General features: G+C 64.8%; 22 protein-coding genes and 2 tRNA genes. 10 read left to right on the forward strand and 14 right to left on the reverse strand.

The window, feature by feature from the left end; translation table 11 throughout:
- Positions 1-46: 46 nt before the first annotated feature.
- Together yfcE and VIN30_RS03935 are read left to right on the forward strand one after the other, a co-directional pair.
- Positions 47-589 carry a phosphodiesterase gene (gene yfcE, locus VIN30_RS03930; protein WP_338209442.1) on the forward strand — a complete coding sequence of 181 codons (543 nt, stop codon included), beginning with the start codon at positions 47-49 and terminating at the stop codon, positions 587-589.
- A 313-nt stretch (positions 590-902) separates the two neighbouring features.
- Complete coding sequence (locus VIN30_RS03935) at positions 903-2396, forward strand: ATP-binding cassette domain-containing protein (RefSeq protein ID WP_338209444.1); 1494 nt, start codon at positions 903-905, stop codon at positions 2394-2396.
- Positions 2397-2476: 80 nt separating this feature from the next.
- On the opposite strand, the gene VIN30_RS03940 is transcribed toward VIN30_RS03935, so the two are convergent.
- Positions 2477-3307: a MerR family transcriptional regulator gene (locus VIN30_RS03940; RefSeq protein WP_338209446.1), complete on the reverse strand. Its 831-nt coding sequence runs from the start codon at positions 3305-3307 to the stop codon at positions 2477-2479.
- Between the two features lie 116 nt (positions 3308-3423).
- Between VIN30_RS03940 and VIN30_RS03945 the strand changes: the two genes are divergently transcribed.
- Positions 3424-4209: a CPBP family glutamic-type intramembrane protease gene (locus VIN30_RS03945; RefSeq protein ID WP_338209448.1), complete on the forward strand. Its 786-nt coding sequence runs from the start codon at positions 3424-3426 to the stop codon at positions 4207-4209.
- A 733-nt stretch (positions 4210-4942) separates the two neighbouring features.
- Positions 4943-5227, forward strand: coding sequence for a hypothetical protein (locus tag VIN30_RS03950; protein WP_338209450.1), 285 nt, complete (start codon positions 4943-4945; stop codon positions 5225-5227).
- A gap of 63 nt (positions 5228-5290) precedes the next feature.
- Here VIN30_RS03950 and VIN30_RS03955 read toward each other — a convergent pair whose 3' ends face one another.
- Positions 5291-5806, reverse strand: coding sequence for a GNAT family N-acetyltransferase (locus VIN30_RS03955; RefSeq protein ID WP_338209452.1), 516 nt, complete (start codon positions 5804-5806; stop codon positions 5291-5293).
- A gap of 424 nt (positions 5807-6230) precedes the next feature.
- Here VIN30_RS03955 and VIN30_RS03960 point away from each other — a divergent pair, with 424 nt between their 5' ends.
- From VIN30_RS03960 to VIN30_RS03975, 4 genes are all read left to right on the forward strand, one after another.
- Positions 6231-6557 carry a PadR family transcriptional regulator gene (locus VIN30_RS03960; RefSeq protein ID WP_326423875.1) on the forward strand — a complete coding sequence of 109 codons (327 nt, stop codon included), beginning with the start codon at positions 6231-6233 and terminating at the stop codon, positions 6555-6557.
- Between the two features lies 1 nt (position 6558).
- Positions 6559-6921, forward strand: a complete 363-nt coding sequence (locus VIN30_RS03965) for a DUF1048 domain-containing protein (protein WP_338209455.1) — start codon at positions 6559-6561, stop codon at positions 6919-6921.
- A gap of 224 nt (positions 6922-7145) precedes the next feature.
- Entirely contained in the window at positions 7146-7922 is a 777-nt protein-coding gene (locus tag VIN30_RS03970; protein WP_338209457.1) for an ABC transporter ATP-binding protein, read from the forward strand.
- Positions 7912-8679: an ABC transporter permease gene (locus VIN30_RS03975; RefSeq protein ID WP_338209459.1), complete on the forward strand. Its 768-nt coding sequence runs from the start codon at positions 7912-7914 to the stop codon at positions 8677-8679. The genes VIN30_RS03970 and VIN30_RS03975 overlap by 11 nt, the downstream gene beginning before the upstream one ends.
- Here the strand turns inward: VIN30_RS03975 and VIN30_RS03980 are convergent.
- Positions 8676-9419, reverse strand: a complete 744-nt coding sequence (locus VIN30_RS03980) for a TetR/AcrR family transcriptional regulator (RefSeq protein WP_338209461.1) — start codon at positions 9417-9419, stop codon at positions 8676-8678. The two genes, VIN30_RS03975 and VIN30_RS03980, sit on opposite strands and share 4 nt — an antisense overlap.
- A gap of 90 nt (positions 9420-9509) precedes the next feature.
- On the opposite strand from VIN30_RS03980, the gene VIN30_RS03985 reads away from it, so the two are divergent.
- Positions 9510-10697 (forward strand): aldo/keto reductase, encoded by a 1188-nt coding sequence (locus VIN30_RS03985; protein ID WP_338209463.1) that lies wholly within the window; start codon positions 9510-9512, stop codon positions 10695-10697.
- A gap of 132 nt (positions 10698-10829) precedes the next feature.
- Positions 10830-10903, forward strand: a tRNA-Gly gene (locus VIN30_RS03990).
- 62 nt (positions 10904-10965) lie between these two features.
- On the opposite strand, the gene VIN30_RS03995 is transcribed toward VIN30_RS03990, so the two are convergent.
- From VIN30_RS03995 to VIN30_RS04045, 11 genes are all read right to left on the reverse strand, one after another.
- Positions 10966-11388, reverse strand: coding sequence for an HI0074 family nucleotidyltransferase substrate-binding subunit (locus VIN30_RS03995; protein ID WP_338209465.1), 423 nt, complete (start codon positions 11386-11388; stop codon positions 10966-10968).
- Entirely contained in the window at positions 11366-11665 is a 300-nt protein-coding gene (locus tag VIN30_RS04000) for a nucleotidyltransferase domain-containing protein (RefSeq protein ID WP_326423886.1), read from the reverse strand. The genes VIN30_RS03995 and VIN30_RS04000 overlap by 23 nt, the downstream gene beginning before the upstream one ends.
- 49 nt (positions 11666-11714) lie before the next feature.
- Positions 11715-11790: transfer RNA gene (locus VIN30_RS04005), tRNA-Arg, on the reverse strand.
- 80 nt (positions 11791-11870) lie between these two features.
- Complete coding sequence (locus VIN30_RS04010; RefSeq protein WP_338209469.1) at positions 11871-12788, reverse strand: thiamine pyrophosphate-dependent enzyme; 918 nt, start codon at positions 12786-12788, stop codon at positions 11871-11873.
- Positions 12785-14104 carry a pyruvate ferredoxin oxidoreductase gene (porA, locus tag VIN30_RS04015; protein ID WP_338209471.1) on the reverse strand — a complete coding sequence of 440 codons (1320 nt, stop codon included), beginning with the start codon at positions 14102-14104 and terminating at the stop codon, positions 12785-12787. Before porA ends, VIN30_RS04010 begins: the two co-directional genes overlap by 4 nt.
- The gene (locus tag VIN30_RS04020; protein ID WP_338209473.1) at positions 14101-14436 is read right to left on the reverse strand and encodes a 4Fe-4S dicluster-binding protein; all 336 of its coding nucleotides are present in this window, start codon (positions 14434-14436) and stop codon (positions 14101-14103) included. Before VIN30_RS04020 ends, porA begins: the two co-directional genes overlap by 4 nt.
- Positions 14433-15068 (reverse strand): 2-oxoacid:acceptor oxidoreductase family protein, encoded by a 636-nt coding sequence (locus VIN30_RS04025; protein ID WP_338209475.1) that lies wholly within the window; start codon positions 15066-15068, stop codon positions 14433-14435. The genes VIN30_RS04020 and VIN30_RS04025 overlap by 4 nt, the downstream gene beginning before the upstream one ends.
- 311 nt (positions 15069-15379) lie before the next feature.
- Complete coding sequence (locus VIN30_RS04030; RefSeq protein ID WP_326423896.1) at positions 15380-16036, reverse strand: LysR substrate-binding domain-containing protein; 657 nt, start codon at positions 16034-16036, stop codon at positions 15380-15382.
- A gap of 66 nt (positions 16037-16102) precedes the next feature.
- Complete coding sequence (locus VIN30_RS04035; protein ID WP_326423897.1) at positions 16103-17446, reverse strand: phenylacetate--CoA ligase family protein; 1344 nt, start codon at positions 17444-17446, stop codon at positions 16103-16105.
- 143 nt (positions 17447-17589) lie between these two features.
- Positions 17590-17898, reverse strand: a complete 309-nt coding sequence (locus tag VIN30_RS04040) for a holotricin-3 (protein ID WP_338209478.1) — start codon at positions 17896-17898, stop codon at positions 17590-17592.
- A gap of 166 nt (positions 17899-18064) precedes the next feature.
- Positions 18065-20737 carry an immunoglobulin-like domain-containing protein gene (locus VIN30_RS04045; protein WP_338209480.1) on the reverse strand — a complete coding sequence of 891 codons (2673 nt, stop codon included), beginning with the start codon at positions 20735-20737 and terminating at the stop codon, positions 18065-18067.
- Positions 20738-20791: the final 54 nt, after the last annotated feature.

The following is a 20791-nucleotide window of genomic DNA, read 5'->3' on the forward strand; positions in this document are numbered from 1 at the left end:
TATACTGGCGAAAACCGCCCGTTCCCGTGCCCACGAAGGAGCGCCTATGAAACTCATCATCGCCTCGGATATCCACGGCTGCGCCCCGGCGTGCCGCTCCCTGTTGGACCATGCCCGACGCGAGCAGCCCGACCGGCTGGTGCTGCTGGGCGACCTGCTGTACCACGGCCCGCGCAACGCCCTGCCCGCTGGTTACGACCCGGCCGCCGTGGCCGTGATGCTGAACGAGGCGCCATGGCCCATCACCGCCGTGCGCGGCAACTGCGATGCCGAGGTCGACCAGATGGTGCTTAACTTCCCCTGCCGCGACACCTCCGCAGTCGTTGTGGACGGTCCGCGCACGCTGTTCTGCACCCACGGGCACGTGCTCTCACCCGATGAACATCCAGCACTCGGTGCGCGAGCGGCCCTGCTGTCGGGCCACACCCACGCAAAGACGCTCGATGAGCGCGACGGAATCCTGTACGTGAACCCCGGTTCCCCCTCCATCCCCAAAGACGGCAGTGCCAGCTTCGCCGTGTACGAAGACGGCGTGTTCACCTTGCGTGAGTTGGAAGGCGGCCGCGTTGTCGCCGAAGCGCAGCTCTAGGCGGACGGCCACTGGCAAGCCGGCTCGCCCGGTGCCTTTCCGATGACCGCGCGACGCGCAGCCCTTCCGCGGACGCGGGGAGGGTGCTACAATGCTCGGGAATTGTTCCGGCGCGGCCCATATGCCAAGCGGCGCCCTTCGACGGGAGAGGTTCATGAAGCACTAGCAGCGCCCGATACGGGCACCCGCCCACGACCGCAACGTTATTCCGGTCGCGCTGACGCGGTGCTGCTGCCATGCCCTTCCCCTCCTCGCATTCCGTGCGCGCATTGCATGCGCCCCATCAGCGCGGCCCCGTTCCCAGGAGGCCGCCATGCAACTGAATCTATCCCATATCAGCTACACCTATCCCGGTGCAGCGCTCGCCGCTGTGGACGACATCACGCTCACGCTTCCCCAAGGATGGACGGGTGTCATCGGCGACAATGGCGCGGGCAAGAGCACGCTCGCTCACCTGGCCACGGGCGATCTGGCCCCCGATGCCGGATCGGTGGGGCCGCGCCTGTTCGCAGCCTACTGCGCCCAGGACTCCTCCGCCGCGCCCGATACGCTGTACGATTTCGCGGCCGATTGGGGCCGCGCGGCGCGGCGGCTGCGCGAAGCGCTGGCGCTGGAGGAGGAGTGGCTCTACGCCTACGACGAGCTTTCCGGCGGCCAGCGCAAGCGCGTGCAGGTGGCCTGCGCGCTGTGGCAGGAGCCCGACGTGCTGGTGATGGACGAACCCACCAACGACCTGGACGCCCCCGCCTGCGAGGCGGTGGCCTGCGCGCTGGAGCTGTTCGGCGGCATCGGGCTTCTGATATCCCACGACCGCGCGCTGCTCGACCGACTGGCCGCCCAGTGCGTGGTGGTGAACGGCGGCCGGGCGAGCCTGCATCCGGGCGGCTTCTCCCAGGTGGAGGCGGCACTGGCTGGCGAGAGGGCGGCCCGGGCGCGCCGCCGCGAGAACGCCCGCCGCGAGGTGGGGCGCCTTGCCGCCGAGGCGCAGCGGCGCGGCGAGGAGGCCTCACGGGCCGCCGGCAAGCGAAGCCGGGCGCAGCTGGATGCCCGCGACAGCGACGGACGAGAGAGGATCGGCCGCGCCATCGTAAGCGGCAAGGACGGCGTGGCGGGTAAGCTGTCGGCCACCATGGACCGCCGGCTCGCCCGCGCCTCCGAACGTCTCGCGAGCACGCGCACCGAGAAGCGCTACACCGCGAGCCTGCACCGCTACGGTGCCGTAGCGCGCATTCCCACCGTGGCGCATCTGCCGGCGGAGACGCTGCGACGAGGCGACTTTTGCCTGCACGTGCCCGAGCTGTGGGTGGGCTCGCGCGACCGCATTGCCCTGACGGGCCGCAACGGAGCCGGGAAGAGCGTGCTTACGGGCCGCCTGCTCGAGGAGGTGCCGTCCTCGGTACCCGCGGCGTACCTCCCGCAGGAGGTGGGGCCGGCCCTGCGCGAGCGAGCCCTGGCCATGCTGCACGACAGCGACCGCGCCCTGCGGGGCCGCATCCTCTCGCTCGTGGGCAGCATGAACACCGACCCCGACAAGCTGCTGGACGGCCACGACATCAGCCCCGGCGAGCTGCGGAAGATCGTGCTGGCCGGCGAACTTCTGCGCGAGCCGGCCCTCCTCGTGCTGGACGAGCCGACGAACCACCTGGATATCGGCTCCATTTTGGCCCTGCAGGAGCTGCTGGAATCCTTCCCCGGGGCGCTCGTGCTCGTCACCCACGACGCCGCCCTGTCCGAGGCCGTGGCCGCCACTGAGTGGCATATCAGCCGCGCAGGCAACGAGAGCACGCTTACGGTGCGAAACCGCTAACGTGCGCAACAGCCAGGACCGGGCGACGCTCCGCACCCCGGTCCTGGCCGCTCAACGTCGCCCGTCGGCCATTCTACGCGCTAGATACACGCTTCGATGACGGCGACGAGGAAGGCCGTGGCACCCTCGCCTGCCGCGCCGTCGTAGTAGGCCGTAAAGCGCGGGTCGGCCGTATAGCCCTGAGCCAGGGCGCGGTGCGCCTCGGGGGTGTAGCTGCCCGCGGGCCAGTGCATCTGAATCCAACGGGCGTGCAGGGCGGCCAACGCGCGGGCGTCATCGGACGCGGGGTCGCCCGCGGCCATCACGCGGGGAAGCTCATCTTTGATGCGCTGCTCGAGGACCTCCTTCTCGTCCCATTCCTCCTGGCTCAGATCCAGGAATCGGTCGTTGGCCGCGTCGATGACGTCCTCCCCGTAGCGCTCGCGCGCCTCGGCGCCGTACTCCGCTTCGAACTGCTCCACCGAGCGCTGCTTCAGCTGCTCGAACTTCTGGGTATCGCTCATGGTCTCGAACTCCTTCAATCCAGCGATCGCCTTCTGCACAATCGCGATCGATCTTTCCACCTGGACGCTTTGCCGGCGCAACGCCCCGAGATGATCGGCCAGCACGGCCGCCAGATCGCACGGCGCCCCGTCGAGCACCCGGGCGATGGCGTCGAGCGACATCCCGCAGGACCGCAGCAAGAGAATATGCTGAAGGCGCTTGACCTCCGCCGCGCCATACACCCGGTAGCCGGCCGCGCCGCGCCGCGGAACCAACAAGCCACGCTGATCGTAGTAGCGCAGCGTGCGCGGACTGACCTGGGCCAGATCGGCCAGCTGCTTGGTGGTATACGTTGCCCGGCGGCCCTCGCCCATGACGCACTCCCTTCGTCGCAATGCCCTGTCGGAGGTGCCGCACGCCGCGGCCACCCCGTCATCTCACAATACCACGATACCCCCTTACGCAGCGTCAGGGTCAAGGGACGCCGCGTAAGCTCAACCGTTCTGCTATGCTGTGGGAAACGGAGAACGGGCAGGAGGCGCATGTGGAAGAGCGAAAGGCCGCATCGGAATCGGCGGTAGCTGCCGCCCCAACGAGCGCCGAAGCTCCATCTCCCACCACCGTTGCTTCCGCAATCGGCACAGCCGATGTGCCCAGCGCCCCCTCTCCCGCAGGCAACTCCCACGCAGGCGTTCTGACTCACCGCCTTCCGCTGACCGCCATCTGCCTTCTGCTTTCGGCAGCCGCAGGCGCCGCCCTCACTGCGCTGGGCAGTGGCGCCGTCGGCCCCGCCGTCCCTGGAGCCGCAGGCGCCGACGCCGCTCCCCTTACGCCAGCCCTCATCGGGCACCGGCTCGCCCTTCTCGCGGGCACGGCGGCGCTCACCGCCCTGGTAGAGGAGCTTGTGTTCCGCGGCGTGCTGCTGCGGGCCCTGCTGCGCGCGCTGCCACACACCCGCGCGCTTCTCGCGAGCGCGCTCCTGTTCGCGCTGCCCCATGCGCTGCCCATCGGCCTCAGCTCCGCGGAAGCCGCACCGGACATGGCGGCGGCTGCGCTCTCGCTCGGCCTCAAGTTCGCCCAGGCGCTCGCGTTCGGCCTCGTCATGGCTTCCGTCGCCGCGCCGCGCGACCACGTGCGCGCGAGCGGCCTGGCAATCGCCGTCGCGCTGCACGGCCTGTACGACGCTGTGTGCTTCGCGCCAGCCGTGCTCGCCACGGGCACCTTCCCCGCCACCTACATCACCGCTCAACCCAACGAGTTAGCCGCCCTGGCCGCAAGCATCTTGCTGCTGGCTCCGGCTGCCGTCCGCACGCAGCGGACACAAGTATGAGGATGTATATGAGTTTTACGCCGCTCTCGAGTGATTTTGGTCAGAAATGCCACGATGTATAAGGCCAGGGAAGGACCCGGGGCGTATCAAGGAGAAACGACGAGTCATTGGACAACGTTTCCCCAGGTCAGTTTTCTTCCGAAAGAAGAGCCGCCGCGCAGCAGCCCCAAATCCGTGCCATGTTCATATAAATCCAGGGATTTGCGACCAATTCCTTCGCCCCATGCGTGAAATCGCCTATACATCTTGTCATTTGTGACCACCTGAAACCCACTTCGCAGACCATCATGCACAATCGGCGCCGCGCAGCAGGCCATGGCCCATGAGCCGCCAGAGACGATTTACAAGCTACACGAAAACAGCTCCCGATCTCGTGCGGGTCGTCAGCCGACTCGTGAGACTTGCCGGCTACGGCCGCTCGTGCGCTGCTCGACAGTCCCGCATTCTCCGCGCGCATGCCCATACAGAAAGCGCTCCCCGCTTAACAGTTCGGCCAAAACCGGCAGAAGGACACGCCAGACCCGAGGGTCGCAGCATAGAATGGCCCCGAAGAAACTGCGTCGCCACAGCAACCGACGGCAAGCACCAGAGCCGTCGCAACCACCGGAGCCGTCGCAACCACCGACGACAACGCGAGCACCGGCGACACCGCAACGGCAACGCAGCTGCAAACGGCAATGCAGGAGCGCGCAAGCGCAGACGGCGCAGGCCAACGGCGAGAAGGAGGCATGCGGTGAAACTCGTTCCCGTGAAGCAAGCGCAGGCGAAGCTCTTCAACGCCCGGGCCGACAAGGGATTGCAATCGCTGACCCTGCTCACGTTCAAAAAGGACCGCTTCCTCACGCTCAAGAGGGACGATGACGGCGAAGGCTGGACACTCGCAGAAGACGGCTTCCTCACCGAGAGCGCGGCCGTGCCCGCAGGTGCGGCCGGCAAGCGCCTGCTGAAGGACGCGTTCAACCGCGAGTTTCCCCGCAGCGCCAACGCCTATCTGGCCGAAGTGCGCCGAAGCGCCTAATCGATTACATCGACGACCGCGACCGGCATCTTCAAGCAGGAAGGCGCCAGCCAATTCGCTCGGCTAAGAGAGAACCTTCTCGAAGGCGATGCGCGCAGCGCCGGCCTCCGGACCCTCTGTCAACGTGATGTCGCCGCAGAAAGCGAAGCCGAACTTCTCCACCGCGCGGCGCATGGGGGCGTTGTCGTGGTGGGTGTCGATGCGCACCGAGACCATGCCGTCAGCAGCCGCCTTCTCGCAGGCGAAGGCGAAGAGCTCGCCGATGATGCCCCGCCCCCGACAGGCCGGATCCACGGCGCACCGATGAACGGTGGCGTAGGGGCCGCAGGTCAGCCACTCCCCCTCCAGGGTCTCGTACGCCGCCTCGGGCTCGTCGGCGTAGCGGAACACGGCCACGACGCGGCCTTCGTCCAAGCCGACGTAGGCCATGCCGGCATCAACGTCGGCCTCCCACGTACCCCGATCGGGGTATCCGCACTGCCACTGGTCGATGCCCATAGCGGCCATGTTCGAGCAAGCCTGGTCGGTAATGGCGGTCATGGCATCCACATGCTCGGGCCGGGCGATGACGATTTCCATGAGGGACTCCCTTCGATTGCTCTTAACCGCTCTTAACTGAGCAGTTTTCCAGACATTTCATAATACTGGGAGAAATCCGTTTGTTTCAACGCAGGCATCTTCCAAACCCGCGCCAACGGCGCCGGGGCTGGAAAGGCGCAGGCGGCCCTCCTCCCGTCCGAGAAGACAGCATGTATCGCCCGGCGCACCGCCTCGACACCATGCTCCCCCCGTTTACCTGGCATCGCCGGACCAGACGTGGGAAAATCGATATACCCGAGATGTGTTTTTAGCGCTCCGCAGTCGGCCGGAAGAGGAGCAAGCCCGGAGGTTCTGAGTAGAATTATGTGACGATTCGGTAGACAGACTATTCAGCATCGCAGAGTAGTATAGAGTATTCAGTGTCACTATATACCACTCGCGTTGCCCGACGTTAGGAGGCCGCATGACGGGCAGCATCACGGAAATGCTCAAGGGAACGCTCGAAGGCTGCGTGATGCAGCTGATCGACGAAGGCGACGCCTACGGCTACGAGATTACCCGAAAGCTCAACGAGCTCGGACTGTCCGACGTCGTCGAGGGCACCGTCTACGCGATACTCGTCCGCCTTGAAAAGCGCGGGCTTGTCGAGGTGGAGAAGAGGCCTTCCGAGCTTGGACCTCCGCGCAAGTTCTACACGCTGAACGCCGAGGGCAAAGCAGAGCTTGAGCAGTTCTGGGAAAAATGGGCATACCTGAAAAGCACCATCGACCGACTGAAAGAAGGCATTTGACATGACCACGGTAAAGCAGTTCTTCAACGACTACATCAATCCGAAGAGGATGCTGGAGGGAAAGCGCGCATACCGGGAGATGATGGCCCGCGTGGACGCACTCCCCGAAGACTACCGGTTCGTCTTCAAGAAGATCCAGGACTACATGTGGAAATTCGCCTCCGGGAACGGCTACGACATGATCGAGGTACAGGAAGGGCTCGTCAGCCTGTTCGAGGAAGGGGCAGCGGAGGGAAAGTCCGTGCTGGACATCACCGGGGAAGACGTGTCCGGCTTCGCCGACGAGCTTATGAAGGAGGTCGTCACATACACAGAGCAATGGAGCGACAATCTCAACGCCGACATTGCCAAAAAGCTCGGATAGCGTTCGCAGACAACGCGCGTCCACGACCAGCGAGGGCCGGTACTCTGCGCAAGGCGGGCGCCTCGGAATTGCGGGAGCCTCGATTGAGGCTCCTTTTTTGCGACCTCGCAACATTCCATTACAGATCCCTTACGTTCCCGCACACGTGAACCAGGACATACTAGATAGTAATACTATATAGCAGTACCTGGTAATACTACTTAGTAGAAATGGAGGCACATTCCATGACGACAACGGAGGACATGGTGGTCGTCGAAGGGCTGCGGCAGTCTTTCGGCGGCACCGACGTTCTGAAGGGCCTGAGCTTCAGAGTTCGGAAGGGAAGCGTGTTCGCGCTTCTCGGCGACAACGGAGCCGGCAAGACAACGACCATACGCATCCTTTCCACGCTTTTGAGGCCCGACGGCGGTAAAGCGTCAATCGGCGGATTCGATGTGGTCGCAAACCCCCGCGAGGTTCGCGAGCTCATCAGCCTTACGGGCCAATTCGCGGCAGTGGACGAGGTGCTCACCGGACGAGAGAACCTGACGATGGTAGCCAAGCTGCGACACGTCCCCGACCCCGATCAAGCTGCGGACTCGCTTCTTCGGCAGTTCGACATGATGCATGCCGCCGATCGCCCCATGGCCTCCTATTCGGGCGGCATGCGACGCAGAATCGACATTGCCATGAGCCTCGTCGGCAATCCTCGCCTGATCTTCCTCGACGAGCCCACGACCGGCCTCGACCCCAAGGCCCGATTAGAGGTCTGGAACACGGTGCGGTCGATGAAGGAGAGCGGAGTCACCGTCTTTCTCACGACCCAATATCTCGAAGAGGCAGAGGTCCTCGCCGATCGGATAGCGATCCTTGATCGCGGGGCGATCATTGCCGACGGGACGCTTGAGGAGCTGAAGCGGCTCATTCCGCCTGCGAAGAAAGAGTATGTGGAGAGGCAGCCTTCCTTGGAAGACATCTTCCTCGCGATTACAGGAGAGAGGACTGATTGCAATGACAACTAGCACGGGGCATTTCTTCTCGGATTCCGCCGTTATGTTCGGACGCTCGATGCGTCATATCCTGCGCAGCCCCGACACGGTAGCGACCTCGGTGGTCATGCCCGTCGCGGTCATGCTCATGATCGTCTACGTGTTCGGAGGCGCTATAACGGTTCCCGGGGGCGACTACATCGACTACATGCTGCCGGGCATCATCCTGATGACGGTGGCGACCGGCGTGACATACACCGCATACCGCATGTTCAACGATAAGAAGCTCGGCATCTTCGATCGGTTCCGGTCGATGCCCATCGCGCAATCATCGCCGCTTTGGGGCAATGTCCTCTCCTCCGTGATTGCGAACGCCGTATCGGTGGCAATCGTCGTGGCCGTGGCCCTGCTCATTGGATTCAGGTCGTCTGCGGGCATAGCGGCATGGCTCGCCGTCGCAGGACTCGTCGTTCTGTTCACCCTGGCGCTCACATGGGTCGCGGTAATCGCGGGCACAGCGGCGAAAACATCCGACGGCGCAACGGCGTTCTCATACCCCCTGATCTTCCTGCCCTTCGTAAGCTCGGCGTTCGTGCCGACGGACACGATGCCCTGGGCGCTGCGGATCTTCGCCGAGAACCAGCCCGTCACGCCACTGGTGAACTCGATCAGGGCCCTTCTCGAGGGCCAGCCCCTCGGCAACGAGATCTGGGTTGCGGTGGCCTGGTGCGTCGGCATTCTGATCGTCGCGAACGCAGTCGCAGTGCGGCTATACCGAAAGACCGCTTAGGCCTCCGAAGGAAGGGGCCCGCATGGCTCGCCGGCAATTGAGCTGGCTCTCTGCTTCCCGTTTTTGCCAAGCGCCTTCAGCGCCCTGTAGCCGACGAGCTGGACGGTCAGGAAGGCGCGCAGCGACTCCTCGTAGGACGCAACGGGGTAGCCCGTCTCCGCGCAGGCGGCACGCTGTATGGGAAGCGGATGGGTCGCGGGGTAGAGGCTGGAAACGTAGTTCGACAGGTCGAAGAGGAACCCCGCCGCGTCATCCGCGCCATCGAACAGGCCGCACTCAACGAGCAGGCCCGACCCCTCGGCCATCACGGCGATGATCTCACGCTTGCATTCGACAAGGCATTCCAGGCTCACATTGGTCTCTATGATGCTCGCGAGAAGCGCCCCGAGCCGCCCGAAGTTCCTATGCGAGGAGAGCATCGATGCCAGCACAGCAGCAGCATCCTTGAGGCCGTCTGCGGAAGACGCGCCCAAAGGCGTCGGGTCAATCCCCCGCATGTCTTCCAGAATTTCCCTCAGAGACCGAATGTACAAAAGCAGAAGGATCTCCTCCTTCGATTTGACGTAGTGCGACAAATTCGCGCGCGAGCAGCCCACCCTCTCGGCTATGGCGCTGAGCGTGACATCGTGGTACGACCCTTCATCTAAGATGGATTCCGTCGCATCCAGGATGCCGTCGAGCCTTTGGTCCTTCTGCTCCTGCGTCCGTGCGCGTCGATACGCCTGGTCCCCCTCGGCCACCCTCGCCTCTTTTCCGTATTGACAAGTTGCACCCTGCAACTTATATTTTAGTTACATCGTGCAACTAATTCTACGCAAGGAGCAACTGCCGTGCAATTCAGAACCGATGCCAAAAACGGAAACGAGCTGTCGGCGCTGGGCTTCGGCTGCATGAGGCTCCCCTCTACTGCGGGACGCATCGACATAGACGCATCCGAGCGCCTTATCGTCGAAGCCGTTGAGCGAGGCATCAACTACCTCGACACGGCCTACCTGTACAGCGGAAACGAGGCTGCCCTGGGAGAAATATTCGCCCGAAACCCCGGCCTGCGAGACAAGGTGCACATCGCCACCAAGCTGCCCCTGGCAAGATGCGAAACGGCAGCGGATTTCGACAAGTACTTGGAGCGCTCTCTCAATAGGCTGCGCACCGACCATATCGACTACTACCTCGTCCACAACGTAACGAGCGCAGCAGCATGGAGCCGGCTGAGCTCCCTGGGTTTCGAAGAGTGGGTGAAGGAGCAGAAGGAAGTGCGCCGCATCTTGAATGTGGGCTTCTCCTACCATGGGCCGAAAGCCGACTTCCCCCTGCTGCTCGACTCCTTCGACTGGGACTTCTGTCAGATCCAGTACAACTACCTGAACGAGGACTACCAGGCAGGCACGGCCGGTCTGATGGCAGCGGCGCAGCGCGGCCTTCCCGTTATCGTCATGGAGCCTCTCCTGGGAGGCAAGTTGGCAGGAGAGCTGCCAGCCGCGGCGCGAAGCATCCTCTCCGACGCCGACATCGGCGACGATCCGGCACGGCTCGCCCTTCGCTGGGTGTGGAACCATCCGGAAGTGACCGTTGTGCTGTCGGGCATGAGCACGCCGGAGCAGCTGCTGCAAAACATCGAGACGGCCGACGAGGCGTTTCCGGAATCGTTCGACAGCGCCGAGGCCATGGCCGTGGAGAAGGCGCGGGAGGATATCGAGAAGAGCTACCGGGTCCCCTGCACAGGATGCGGGTACTGCCTGCCTTGCCCCAAGGGCGTGAACATCCCCATGTGCTTCGCCGCGTACAACACATCCTTCGCCCATGGCTGGTACCAGGGCATGCACCAGTACATCACGGCATCGGGGGCAATGGTGGGCAATGCGCGTTTCGCAAGCGACTGCGTCAGATGCGGCGCCTGCGTTGGGAAATGTCCTCAGCACATCGATATCCCGAACGAGCTGGCGTCGGTGAGGAAGCGTCTTCAGATTCCCGGCCTTCCGACCCTGGTGCGGCTCGGCGTAAGGATGATGAGCCGTTAGCGCGATGACAGGAGCAAACAAGCTCATCGAGCCGTGAGCCTTCTTCGACCCGAGGTCTCGGCCGCTTAATGGATTATTCATCGGAATTGCGTCGAAGGATGAGGCAATTAGGGTATAATCCCTTCTGCTTTTGCGGGCGTAGTTCATTGGTAGAACCTCAGCCTTCCAAGCTGATGAGGCGGGTTCGATTCCCGTCGCCCGCTCCACGAAACACCACGGCCCCGCCATTGACGGGGCCGTTCTTCTTCCATCGATGCGCTGCAGCAGACTACTCTGCGTCCATCTCCGCAATCTGGCCTGCGATTGTCGCCTCCAGCGCGTCCATCAGAGGAAGGTACTCCCGTTTGACGAGCTCGCAGTAATGCTCTTGGTTCACGCTCATATAGTCATGGGTGCTCAGGTTCCGGTTCTTGAGCATGGCCAGCCACAGCTCCTGATCGGAGATAAGCCCCACCGCTCCCGATTGCTTGATAACATCGCGAGGAGAAGGCTTCACGTCAGCAAGCCCGTAGAACTCGGAAAGCGAGTCCTTCATGAGTTTCCAGGCGATATCGAACAGGCTGTTAAACGCGTAGATGACCGCCGCGCCATCACGCTTGCGGTACTCGGGCATCTCGTCGATGAACTCGTTCGTGTCGGCGAGAAGGCGCAAGAACGACTCGAATCGGTCACGCAATGCTAACCCAGGCATCTTCCAATCCCTTCTTATGGGCGACGTTCAAATCGACGAGATCGATGAGGAACACGGTGTCAATTTCATCGACGAGCTCTTCCACCGTGTCGAAATCGTCGCTGCGGACAGCAATATCGATATCGCTTCCAACGCGAGCCTCTTGCCGGGCCTGAGAGCCAAACAGCCACGCCTTCGACTGACGGCTTCGGCAGATCGCCGCCACGGCAGCCACGGTTTCGTCAACCGTCGTAAGGACAGACGCAGGGCGCATGGCGATATCGCAGTACTCGTACAAAGTAGCTCCCAGAGAAAAGAGCCGGGCAGAACCCGGCTCGCAGGTTATCTGGTGCGCCCAGTAGGAATCGAACCTACAACCTACGGATTAGAAGTCCGTTGCTCTATCCGTTGAGCCATGGGCGCAAGCGTCGAGCCATCTCGACAGTCAGCCCATTATAGCGTAACTTCGCGAAAGGCGAAGAGGGTCATTCCGAGTCGCGTCCCTACTCCCAGCACTCGCGCATGTAGGCCCAGCGGGTGTCGCGGGCGGCTTCGATGGCCGCAAGGTCGGCCGCGTCGTCGGCGGAGAATCGGCCCTGACGGCGCAGATAGGGCTCGATGGGCGCGAACCGCTTAGGATTGCGGGTCAGGCGGAAGGTGCCGCCCGGCGTACCCGTCAGCGCGGGCCCCTCGTACTCGGCCAGATACCACAGGCCCGTATCCACAATCTCCTTCGCCACGTCCACCATATCGGCCGAGGGGAAGCCCCAGCCCACCGGGCACGGCGCCATCACGTGGATGAAGCGAGTGCCCTTGATATCGCGGGCGCGCTCCACCTTCTTGATGAAGTCGTTCAGATACCCCACCGACGCCGTGGCCGCATAGGGAATGCGATGGGCCGCCACAATGTCGAACAGGCTCTTCTTCTGCGTGAGGCAGCCATGCTCGCGCTTGCCGGCCGGCGTCGTGGTGGTAGAGGCGCCGAAGGGCGTGAGGCTCGACTTCTGGATGCCCGTGTTCATGTAGGCCTCGTTGTCGTAGCAGATATAGAGCACATTGTCGTTGCGGTCGATGGCACCCGAGAGCGCCTGCAGGCCGATGTCGGCCGTGCCGCCGTCGCCGGCGAAGCCCACCACGGTGCAATCGTCGGGCGCGATACCCTGGGCGCGCAGACCCGCCTCGATGCCCGAGAGCACCGCTGCCGTGCCGCCGAAGGGCGTGATCATGGCGTTGTTGCCGAAAGCCAGCTGCGGGAAGTTGAAGCCCGTGGCACTCATGCAGCCGGCGGGCAGCGCCGCCACGGCATGGGGGCCGAGCACCTTGAGCGCCGCTCGCACGGCCAGCGCGCCGCCGCAGCCGGGGCACGCCTTATGGCCGTAGAAGAACTCCTCGTCGGTGATGGTGCGCGCGTTAACAGTCATCGGAGGCCTCCTTTATTGCCACTTTCCGTAGCTTCGCCATCCGTCGAAACCACGGGGCGGCTTAAGCCGCCCCCTACGGAAGAACCCGCTGCGGCCTCGCTGTCCCTCGTAGGGGCGGCCTTCAGGCCGCCCGCAGGGACGCCGTCCACGTCCAGGAACACGACGGGGCTTACGCCCGCATCACCCTCCCCCGCCGCCAGGGCCGCCAGGCGCCCGTACATCCCGCGCATCTGGTCGCGGGAGATGTCGGCACCGCCCAAGCCGCCGATGAAGTTCAGCGCCGGCGGAACCGAGCCCGTGCGGGCCAGCGCGCTCATCACGTTTGTGAACACCGTGCCCTCGAAGCCGAAGGAAATGTCCTGCTCCAGCACGCCCACCGCGCGCACGCCCGTCAGGGCCTCGGCCACTTGGCGCGCCGGCATGGGCCGCAGGTAACGGATGCGCAGAAGCCCCGCCCGTGTGCCGGCGGCGCGCAGCTCGTCCACCACGTCGCGGGCGAGCCCCGCCACCGAACCTAAAGTGACCAGCACGAAGTCGGCGTCCTCGGTGCGATAGGCCTCCACCATGCCCGGGTAGGCGCGGCCGCACACCTCGGCGAAGCGCGCCTCCACCTCGCCGATCACCGTCTCGGCGGCCAGCATGTCGCGATGGTGCCAGTACTGGTAGTGGCTGTTGTAGTCGGGACCCGCCGAGTACCCGATGTTCACCGGGCGCTCGAAGCTGAACCGGTTCTCCGTGACGTAGGGCGGCAGGAAGGCGTCGGCCTCATCCGCGGTGGGAATCTCCACCGACTCGTAGGTGTGGGTGAGCGCGAAGCCGTCCACGTTCACCATAACGGGCAGGCTCACCCGCGCGTCCTCGGCCACGGCGTAGGCCATAAGCGCCAGATCCAGCGCCTCCTGGTTGTCCTGGGCGTACACCTGGATCCAGCCGTGATCAAGCAGCGACAGCGAGTCGCGCTGATCGCCGTAGATGTTCCACGGCAGCGCAAGGGCGCGGTTCGCGTTCATCATCACGATGGGGAACCGCCCGCCCGAGGCGTAGGTGAGGCACTCGGCCATGTACAGCAGGCCCTGGGACGAGGTAGCCGTGAACGTACGCGCGCCCGTGGCCGCGGCGCCGATGGCAGCCGCCAGCGCCGTGTGCTCGCTTTCCACGTGCAGGTACTCGGCAGTCAGGCTCCCCTCCTCCACCATGGAGGCCAGCGCCTCAACCACGGTGGTCTGGGGCGTGATGGGATAGGCGGAAATCACCTGGGGCCGCGCCAGGCGCACACCCTCGGCGAAAGCCTCGTTGCCCGAGAGGAACTTCCTCATGCGGCACCTCCTTCCTGCTCGTCCACCATGGCGATGCAGGGCACGGGACACACCTTCGCGCACACGCCGCAGCCCTTGCAGAAATCGTAGTCCACCGCCAGCGACGCGAGCGTGCCCTCCTCGTCGCGCACTTTGAAGATGGTGCCGTCGGGGCAGTACAGGTAGCAGCTCAGGCACAGCGTGCACTGCGCGGCGTCGATGACGGGCCGCACGCTGCGCCACCCGGCGTTCACCGAGGTGAGGTGCCCCGCCTCAAAGCAGGTGGAGCGGGCGAACTGCTCGGGCGCGGCGGCCAGGCCATCGCGCAGATACGGTGTGAAGTCGCGACTCACAGCGCATCCCCTCCTTCCCCTTCCAGAAGCACGGCGGCGGCCAGGTCGAACAGCCCCGTGCCCGACTCCCCCGCGCGCTCGCCCAAACCGCCCACGCGCGGCAGGTCGTCGCGCGAGGTCAGCTCCTCGAAGGCCGCGTCCACGATGGCGATGTTGCGCTCGTGCAGCTTTTCCGGCATGGTGGCGTGAATACCCTCGTGCACGTCGTGCAGGCTCACGGCATCGCAGAGCGCAGGGATCGCGCCGAGAAACACCGTGTTGGGAATGGGCCGTCCCAGCACCGCCGCCGAGATGCCGTCGGCATCGATGGCCACCACGCGCGGGTCGTCGGCGCCGTGACGGCTGTTCAGCAGCATGAGACCGCCCGGGGCCAGTTCCGCATCCCACCCCTCGGCAAGCAGCGTCTCGTCCAGGTACACCAGAAGCTGGGCGCGGGCCACCGCGCTGCGGTCGCCGATGGGCTCGTGAGATATCTTGGTGAACGCGCGCATGGGGGCGCCCCGCCGCTCGGGCCCGAACGTGGGAAAGGCGAGCGCGCACTTCCCGGCCGACAGCGCCGCCGCGGCCCCCAGGCACCGGGCCGCGGTGAAGGCCCCCTGCCCACCGCGCGCATGCCAAATAACTTCCAACATGCTTATCTCTCTTTCAAAACGAATGAGCGACCATATGATCGCCCATTGTCTTTTAGTCTCTTTCTATTTTACGCCACAGGTAGTTCGTAGCGTCAGCGAGGCTCCGACAGGTGCCTGTAATTTCCTTGAGCGAACAGCCCAGTGGGCTGTTCGGCACCGTTCATGCGCCCGAGAGGGCGCGTTCTGAGCGGCATAGCCGATCAGAACTGAACGGCCTTCGTGCCGTGAGGGAAAGCGCTGAATGGCAAGGGCAGGTGCCTGTCGGAGCCGCAGCGTCGGCACGTCCGTTCGTCCGCCAGGACGAGCGGAACCTATTTATTGGCGTAGTAGTCCAGGCTGCGCGCGAGGTGGCTGACGAAGCGCTCGCCCATCACCGACAGCTCGCGGTTGTCGGCGGTCACGTAGCCCAGGTGCAGCTTGATGTCGGTCTCCAGCGGAATGGTCGTAAGGGCGCTGCCGTCGGTGATGCCCACCAAAATGCCACTCGTCACCGTGTAGCCGTTGATGGCCATGATGAGCTCGGTCAGCGACGCGCGGTCGGTGCAGGCCACCTTCTTGGCGCGCGGCACCTCGGAGAGGGCCTCCTCGAAAAACGCGATGGGCGCGTCCTCGCCCTGGTCGAAGTACACGTAGGGGTAGTCGGCCAACTGCTCGAGCGTGAGGCTCTTCGCGTTCACGAAGGGGTGGCTCGCCGGCAGCGCCACCAAAGGCGCCGACACGGCCAGCTCGTGGAAGGCCAGGCCCGCCTCGGCCAAAGCCGCGTTCAGCGCGTCCTCGGTCGCGGAGGTCTGCATGATGACGCCCAGCTCGGACGCGCCCGAGGCCACGTCGTCGATGACGCCCTGGGTGGTGCGGTCCAGAAGCGCGTAGGAGTAGGCGTCGCCGCCCGCCGCCAGGATGGTGTGGGCGAAGGACTGCACGTCGAACAGGTAATGCTGCCCGGAAATGGAAAAGTCGTAAGAGGTCATGAAGGTTCCCTTCTGCTGCGAATCGGAACGGGACACCTTACCGGGTAAGGTGTCCCACAGGGTGGTCTACTTCGCGCTCGCGCGCTCGTCGATGAAGCGGCTGGCCTTGTGCTCGGAAGAGGTGCCGAGCTTCCCGGCGTCGTACACGATCACGCGGGCCGGCTTCACGCCGGTGTGCGCCTTCAGGGCCGCCGTCACGCGGGCGGCCACGGCGTCGAAGGGCTCATCAGATCCCTGGGCGCGCTCCACGGACACCTCGTAGCGCGTGGAGAAGTTCTCGTCGTACACGCGGATGAGGTACTCGCCGGTGAGCCCCTCCTCTGCGCGCACCACGTACTCAACATCGGAGGGGAACACGTTCACGGCGCCCACGATGAACATCTCGTCCTTGCGGCCGGTGATGTGGATGCGGCCGAGGGTGCGCCCGCACGAGCACTTCTCCGTGGAGAAGTAGCCGATGTCGCCGGTGCGGAAGCGAATCATGGGACGGGCCTTCTTCATGAGCGTGGTGTACACCAGCTCGCCCACCTCGCCGGGCGCGAGCACCTCGCCCGTGGCCGGGTCCACCGTCTCCACGAGAATCTGGTCCTCCACGATGTGCAGGCCGTCCTTCGCCTCGCACATGGCCGCGCACGCGCCGTAGATGTCGGACAGGCCGAAGAAGTCGACCACCTTGGCATCCCACAGGTTCTCGATGGCCTCGCGGGTGCTCTTGATGGAGCCGCCCGGCTCGCCGGCCACGATGATGGTGTGGATGGAAAAGTCGGTGCGCGGGTCGAGGCCCTTCTCCTTGATCTTCTCGCCCAAGGTCCACGCGTAGGACGGGCTCGTCCAGATGATGGTGGGCTGGTACTGCTGCAGCACGAAGATGAGGCGGTCAGAAGGCACCGCGCCCACCCAGATGGCCAGCGCGCCCAGACGCTGGGCGCCGATGACGTCGGGGCCGCCCACGTACAGGGCGAAGTTCAGGCCGTGCACGTAGCGGTCGGTCGGGCGCATGCCGGCCTGCCAGAACAGGCGCGCCTCGGTGTCCTGCCACAGGTCGAAGTCCTCCTGGGTAAAGGGGCTTACCGTGGGCACGCCGGTGGAGCCGGACGAGGTGGCCATGAAGATGACGTCCTCCTCGGGCACCGAGCACATCTCGCCGAAGAACGAGCCCACGTGCTGGGTCTCACGCTCGGTCTTCTTGTCGATGAAGGGGAACTTCTCCAGGTCCTTCAGCGTCTGGATGTCGGAAGGCTTCACGCCGGCCTCGTCGAAGGAGCGCTTGTAGTACACCGTGTTGTCGTAGGCGTACTGGACCATCTCCTGCAAGCGCTCGAGCTGCATGGCCTCCAGTTCGGGGCGCGGCATGCACTCGATTTCCGGATCGTAGTACTTCTGGTCGTAGGGGATGTTCTTCTTCGCCATCACTGCTCCTTGTCAGAGTTCGTAGTTTCGCGAGGCATTATGAAACCAGAACCCGCGTCCCCAAACAAGACCAAACTACATACAGAATAGGGAAAGCCTGCCATCGCACCGACCGATGGCAGGCTTTCACCTGGGAAACATTCCTAGCTGAGCGTGCCCTGGGCAGCGACAACCGCTTGGGACATCTGATAGGACAGCACCACGATGCCCAGAAGCACGATGGTCACGATCACCTTTACCGCCACGTGCCACGTGCAGGCGGAACGCCACATCATCACAAGGCCCACCGGCCACAGCAGTACCAGGAAGAACACGATCCAAAAGGTCTGGTCATACCACTTCTTCTCGTCGCCCGTGGTCACGATGTCGTTGGCATGCTCGCGCGTGCGGCCCTGGCCGCGATGCGTCCAGTCGCCGTAGCTGTTGCCGTTCTCGTCCTTGAAAATGCCCATAACTGCTCCTAAAGATGACCCGATAGCTTTTGATTGGCATTCTAGCAGCAGGCAAGGGCCCCGCAAAGCACGCGGGGCCCTTGTAACGATCACGTTGGAGAACGCGCCGATACCGCAGCGCAGCGACATGGCGGTGCGACAGCGCGGCGGCGCGTGGCGGCTGGCCCTACACCAGGCCGCGGTCGGCGGCCCAGGGCACAATCCAGCAGCGGCGCCGGCAGCGGGCGGTACTCCACGCCGACACGTGGATCATGACCATGCACAGTGCGCACAGCCCCGCCACGCAGGCCGCCAGCAGGCCGTCGTAGGCGCACCAGGGCGACCACGCCAGCCACACCGCCATGCAAGCCACCAGACCCAGCACGCCGCCGTCCACCGCGAACCGGCGCCGCGCGGACGCCGTGCCCGTGGCCGCGGCCGCCTGCTCGTCGTCGGTACGGGGCCCGCCCCGTCGCACTGCCGCCCGCAACCCTGCGGCATCGTCGCCGGCCCGCAGTTGGTCGCGCACCCAGGCGTCCCGCGCCTTCAGGTTGCGGCGCGCGGCAGATTCCATGCGCAGCCGCACCGCCCCGTACAGGGCCGCAATGGCAGCCAGGGCCAAAAACAACAGGTGCAGCGGGCACAGCACGCTGAAGGGACCAGTCTGCGGCAACGACGTGGCCGTGCGCCAGGTGCGTCCCAGCGACCCGTCAGCCGACGACCAGCCGCCGTCACCGTCGCCGGTCAGCGACCCCACCGCCGACTCCGCCTTCACCCGGTAGCTCAGACGCACCGTGGTGGTGTTGCCGGCCGAGTCGGTGAACACCTGCTCGATCACATAGCTGCCCTCCACCGATCGGTCGATATACTCCAGCCGCTTACCCTGCGCGTCGTAGATGCGCACCTCGCCGGCGCTGATCTTGCCGTCAGGCTGGGCCGAGGCAATGGAATAGCGCTCCTGGAACAGGGCAGCGAAATCGTCGGGGGTCATCTGCATGTCGCGCGTGGGCACCGTCAGCTCATCGGGCACGATCACATGCTGGCGCCCGTCGTTGGGCGCGTTGTCGTCGGGCTGGGGCTTCAGCACCGAACCCGAGCCTCCCCCGTCACCGGGCTTCACCGTCACCGTCGGCGGCGTGGGCACCACACCCGACGAGCCGTTGCCGTCATCGGGGTTCCCGGGGGTGGGATCGGTGGGGCCGGGATCATCGGGCGTGGGAACAATGGGGTCGGGCGGGTTCACCACGGTGTCTTGCAGCACGTAGTCCACCTCGACCTGCGTGGTGTTGCCGTCCTTGTCGGTCACCTCGTAGGTGATGGTGTAGCGCCCCGGCTTGCTCTGGTCGATGACGTCCACCGGGTTGCCGTCGGCGTCCACCACCTCCTTCACCGTCACCGTCGGGTCCTCGCCGCCCGCGGTGCCCAGGGCGAAGTGGTCGGTCAGGATCTTGTCGGCCTCGTCGGCGGGAACGGTGCCGGGGTGCGTCTTGTCCGTCACCGTGATGGGGCCGACCTTGCCCGTCTGGGTGCCGTCGTCGGCGATGTCGACGGGCCCGGCGGGCGGCACCGGGTCGCCCGTGGGCACCTTGGGGGAGTCGGGGTCGCCCGGGTCGCTCGGCCCCTGGGGCGTGAGCGTGGGGATGCTCGGCGCCACGAGCACGTAGTGGATGTTCACCGTGGCCGTGTTGCCGTCGGCGTCGGCGGCCACCTGGCGGATGGTGCACGACCCCGGCTGCGCGGTGGGCAGCGACGCGATGGGCGCCGCGCCCGCGGCGTCCAGCAGCTCGGTCGCGGCCGTCATCGCGTTGCCGTCGGCGTCGGTGAAGTGCCAGCGGCCGTCCGCGATGGCCTTGGCCGCCGCCGCGTCCAGCGAGCCCCCGAAGGCGGGGTCGGAGGCGTCCGCAACCTGGGTGATGGTTTCCTCGTACACCGCGTGCTTCGTGCCGTCGAAGTCGGTGCTCACCGTGGGCGCGGGCGGATCGGGCAGGCCGGACCCCTCGGGACGGTCGGCCTGGGGCGGCACGACGTTCTTCACCTCGAGCACTTCACTACGATTGCCCGCGGCGTCCTCAGCCACGTAATAGCCCGCCGCCACACCCGACACATTGCCGGTGGCTGCGCCCTTGCCGCTGGTCAGCGTGAAGGTCTGCACCGTCGACGAGGGCGTGCCCGCGGCGTCGGTGGCGTACAGGTGCCACACGCCCGAGGTCACCCCGCCGCTGCGCGTCGTGGGCGTATCGTCCACCGTCACCGAGCCTGCCGCCCTATCGTACGACAAACGCGGCGGCGTGGTGTCGATGCGCATCGTATCCGATGCCACCGTAGAGGGCACCCCGGCGCTGTTGCTCGCCTTGTACGACAGCGGCAGACTGTCCACGTCATCGCTCTGCGTCCAGTCCGACGTACCCGACAGCACGATGGGCGCAGCCGAGAGCGGCGTGATAGTGAACGTGCTGTAGTCGCCCGTGTAGAACGACACTTTCACCGGCGTGTTGTTCCACCCGTTCGCATTCGGAGCCGGCAGACGCGTGTAATGGTAATCTGAACCGGGCTTGAGACTGCTCCCACCCGAATCGGGCCCCTGCACCAGGTTGCTCGCTTCCAACAAGGTACGCTGCTGCGAGTCAGTGGCGTCGAAGATGTCATCGGTCATCGTATAGCCCACAGTAGTGGCACTCTTAAGGTTATTGCCTATCACACCCTCATACTCGATGGACACCACATTACGACCGGTCAAAGTAACGGAAACCCCGTCGCCGCTCGTCAAAGATTCACTCACCTTTTCGTTGTCCACCTTTGTCGCAACAGCTGTGTCGACATTGAAGTTGTTCATAAGGCTGGAATCTTGTTTCACATGCACAGAATACTTCTCACTGCCGGCCGAAGTATTGGAGTTCCATACCTGACACACCAC

Source organism: Adlercreutzia wanghongyangiae (genome assembly GCF_035989245.1).
Taxonomy (GTDB): domain Bacteria; phylum Actinomycetota; class Coriobacteriia; order Coriobacteriales; family Eggerthellaceae; genus Adlercreutzia; species Adlercreutzia wanghongyangiae.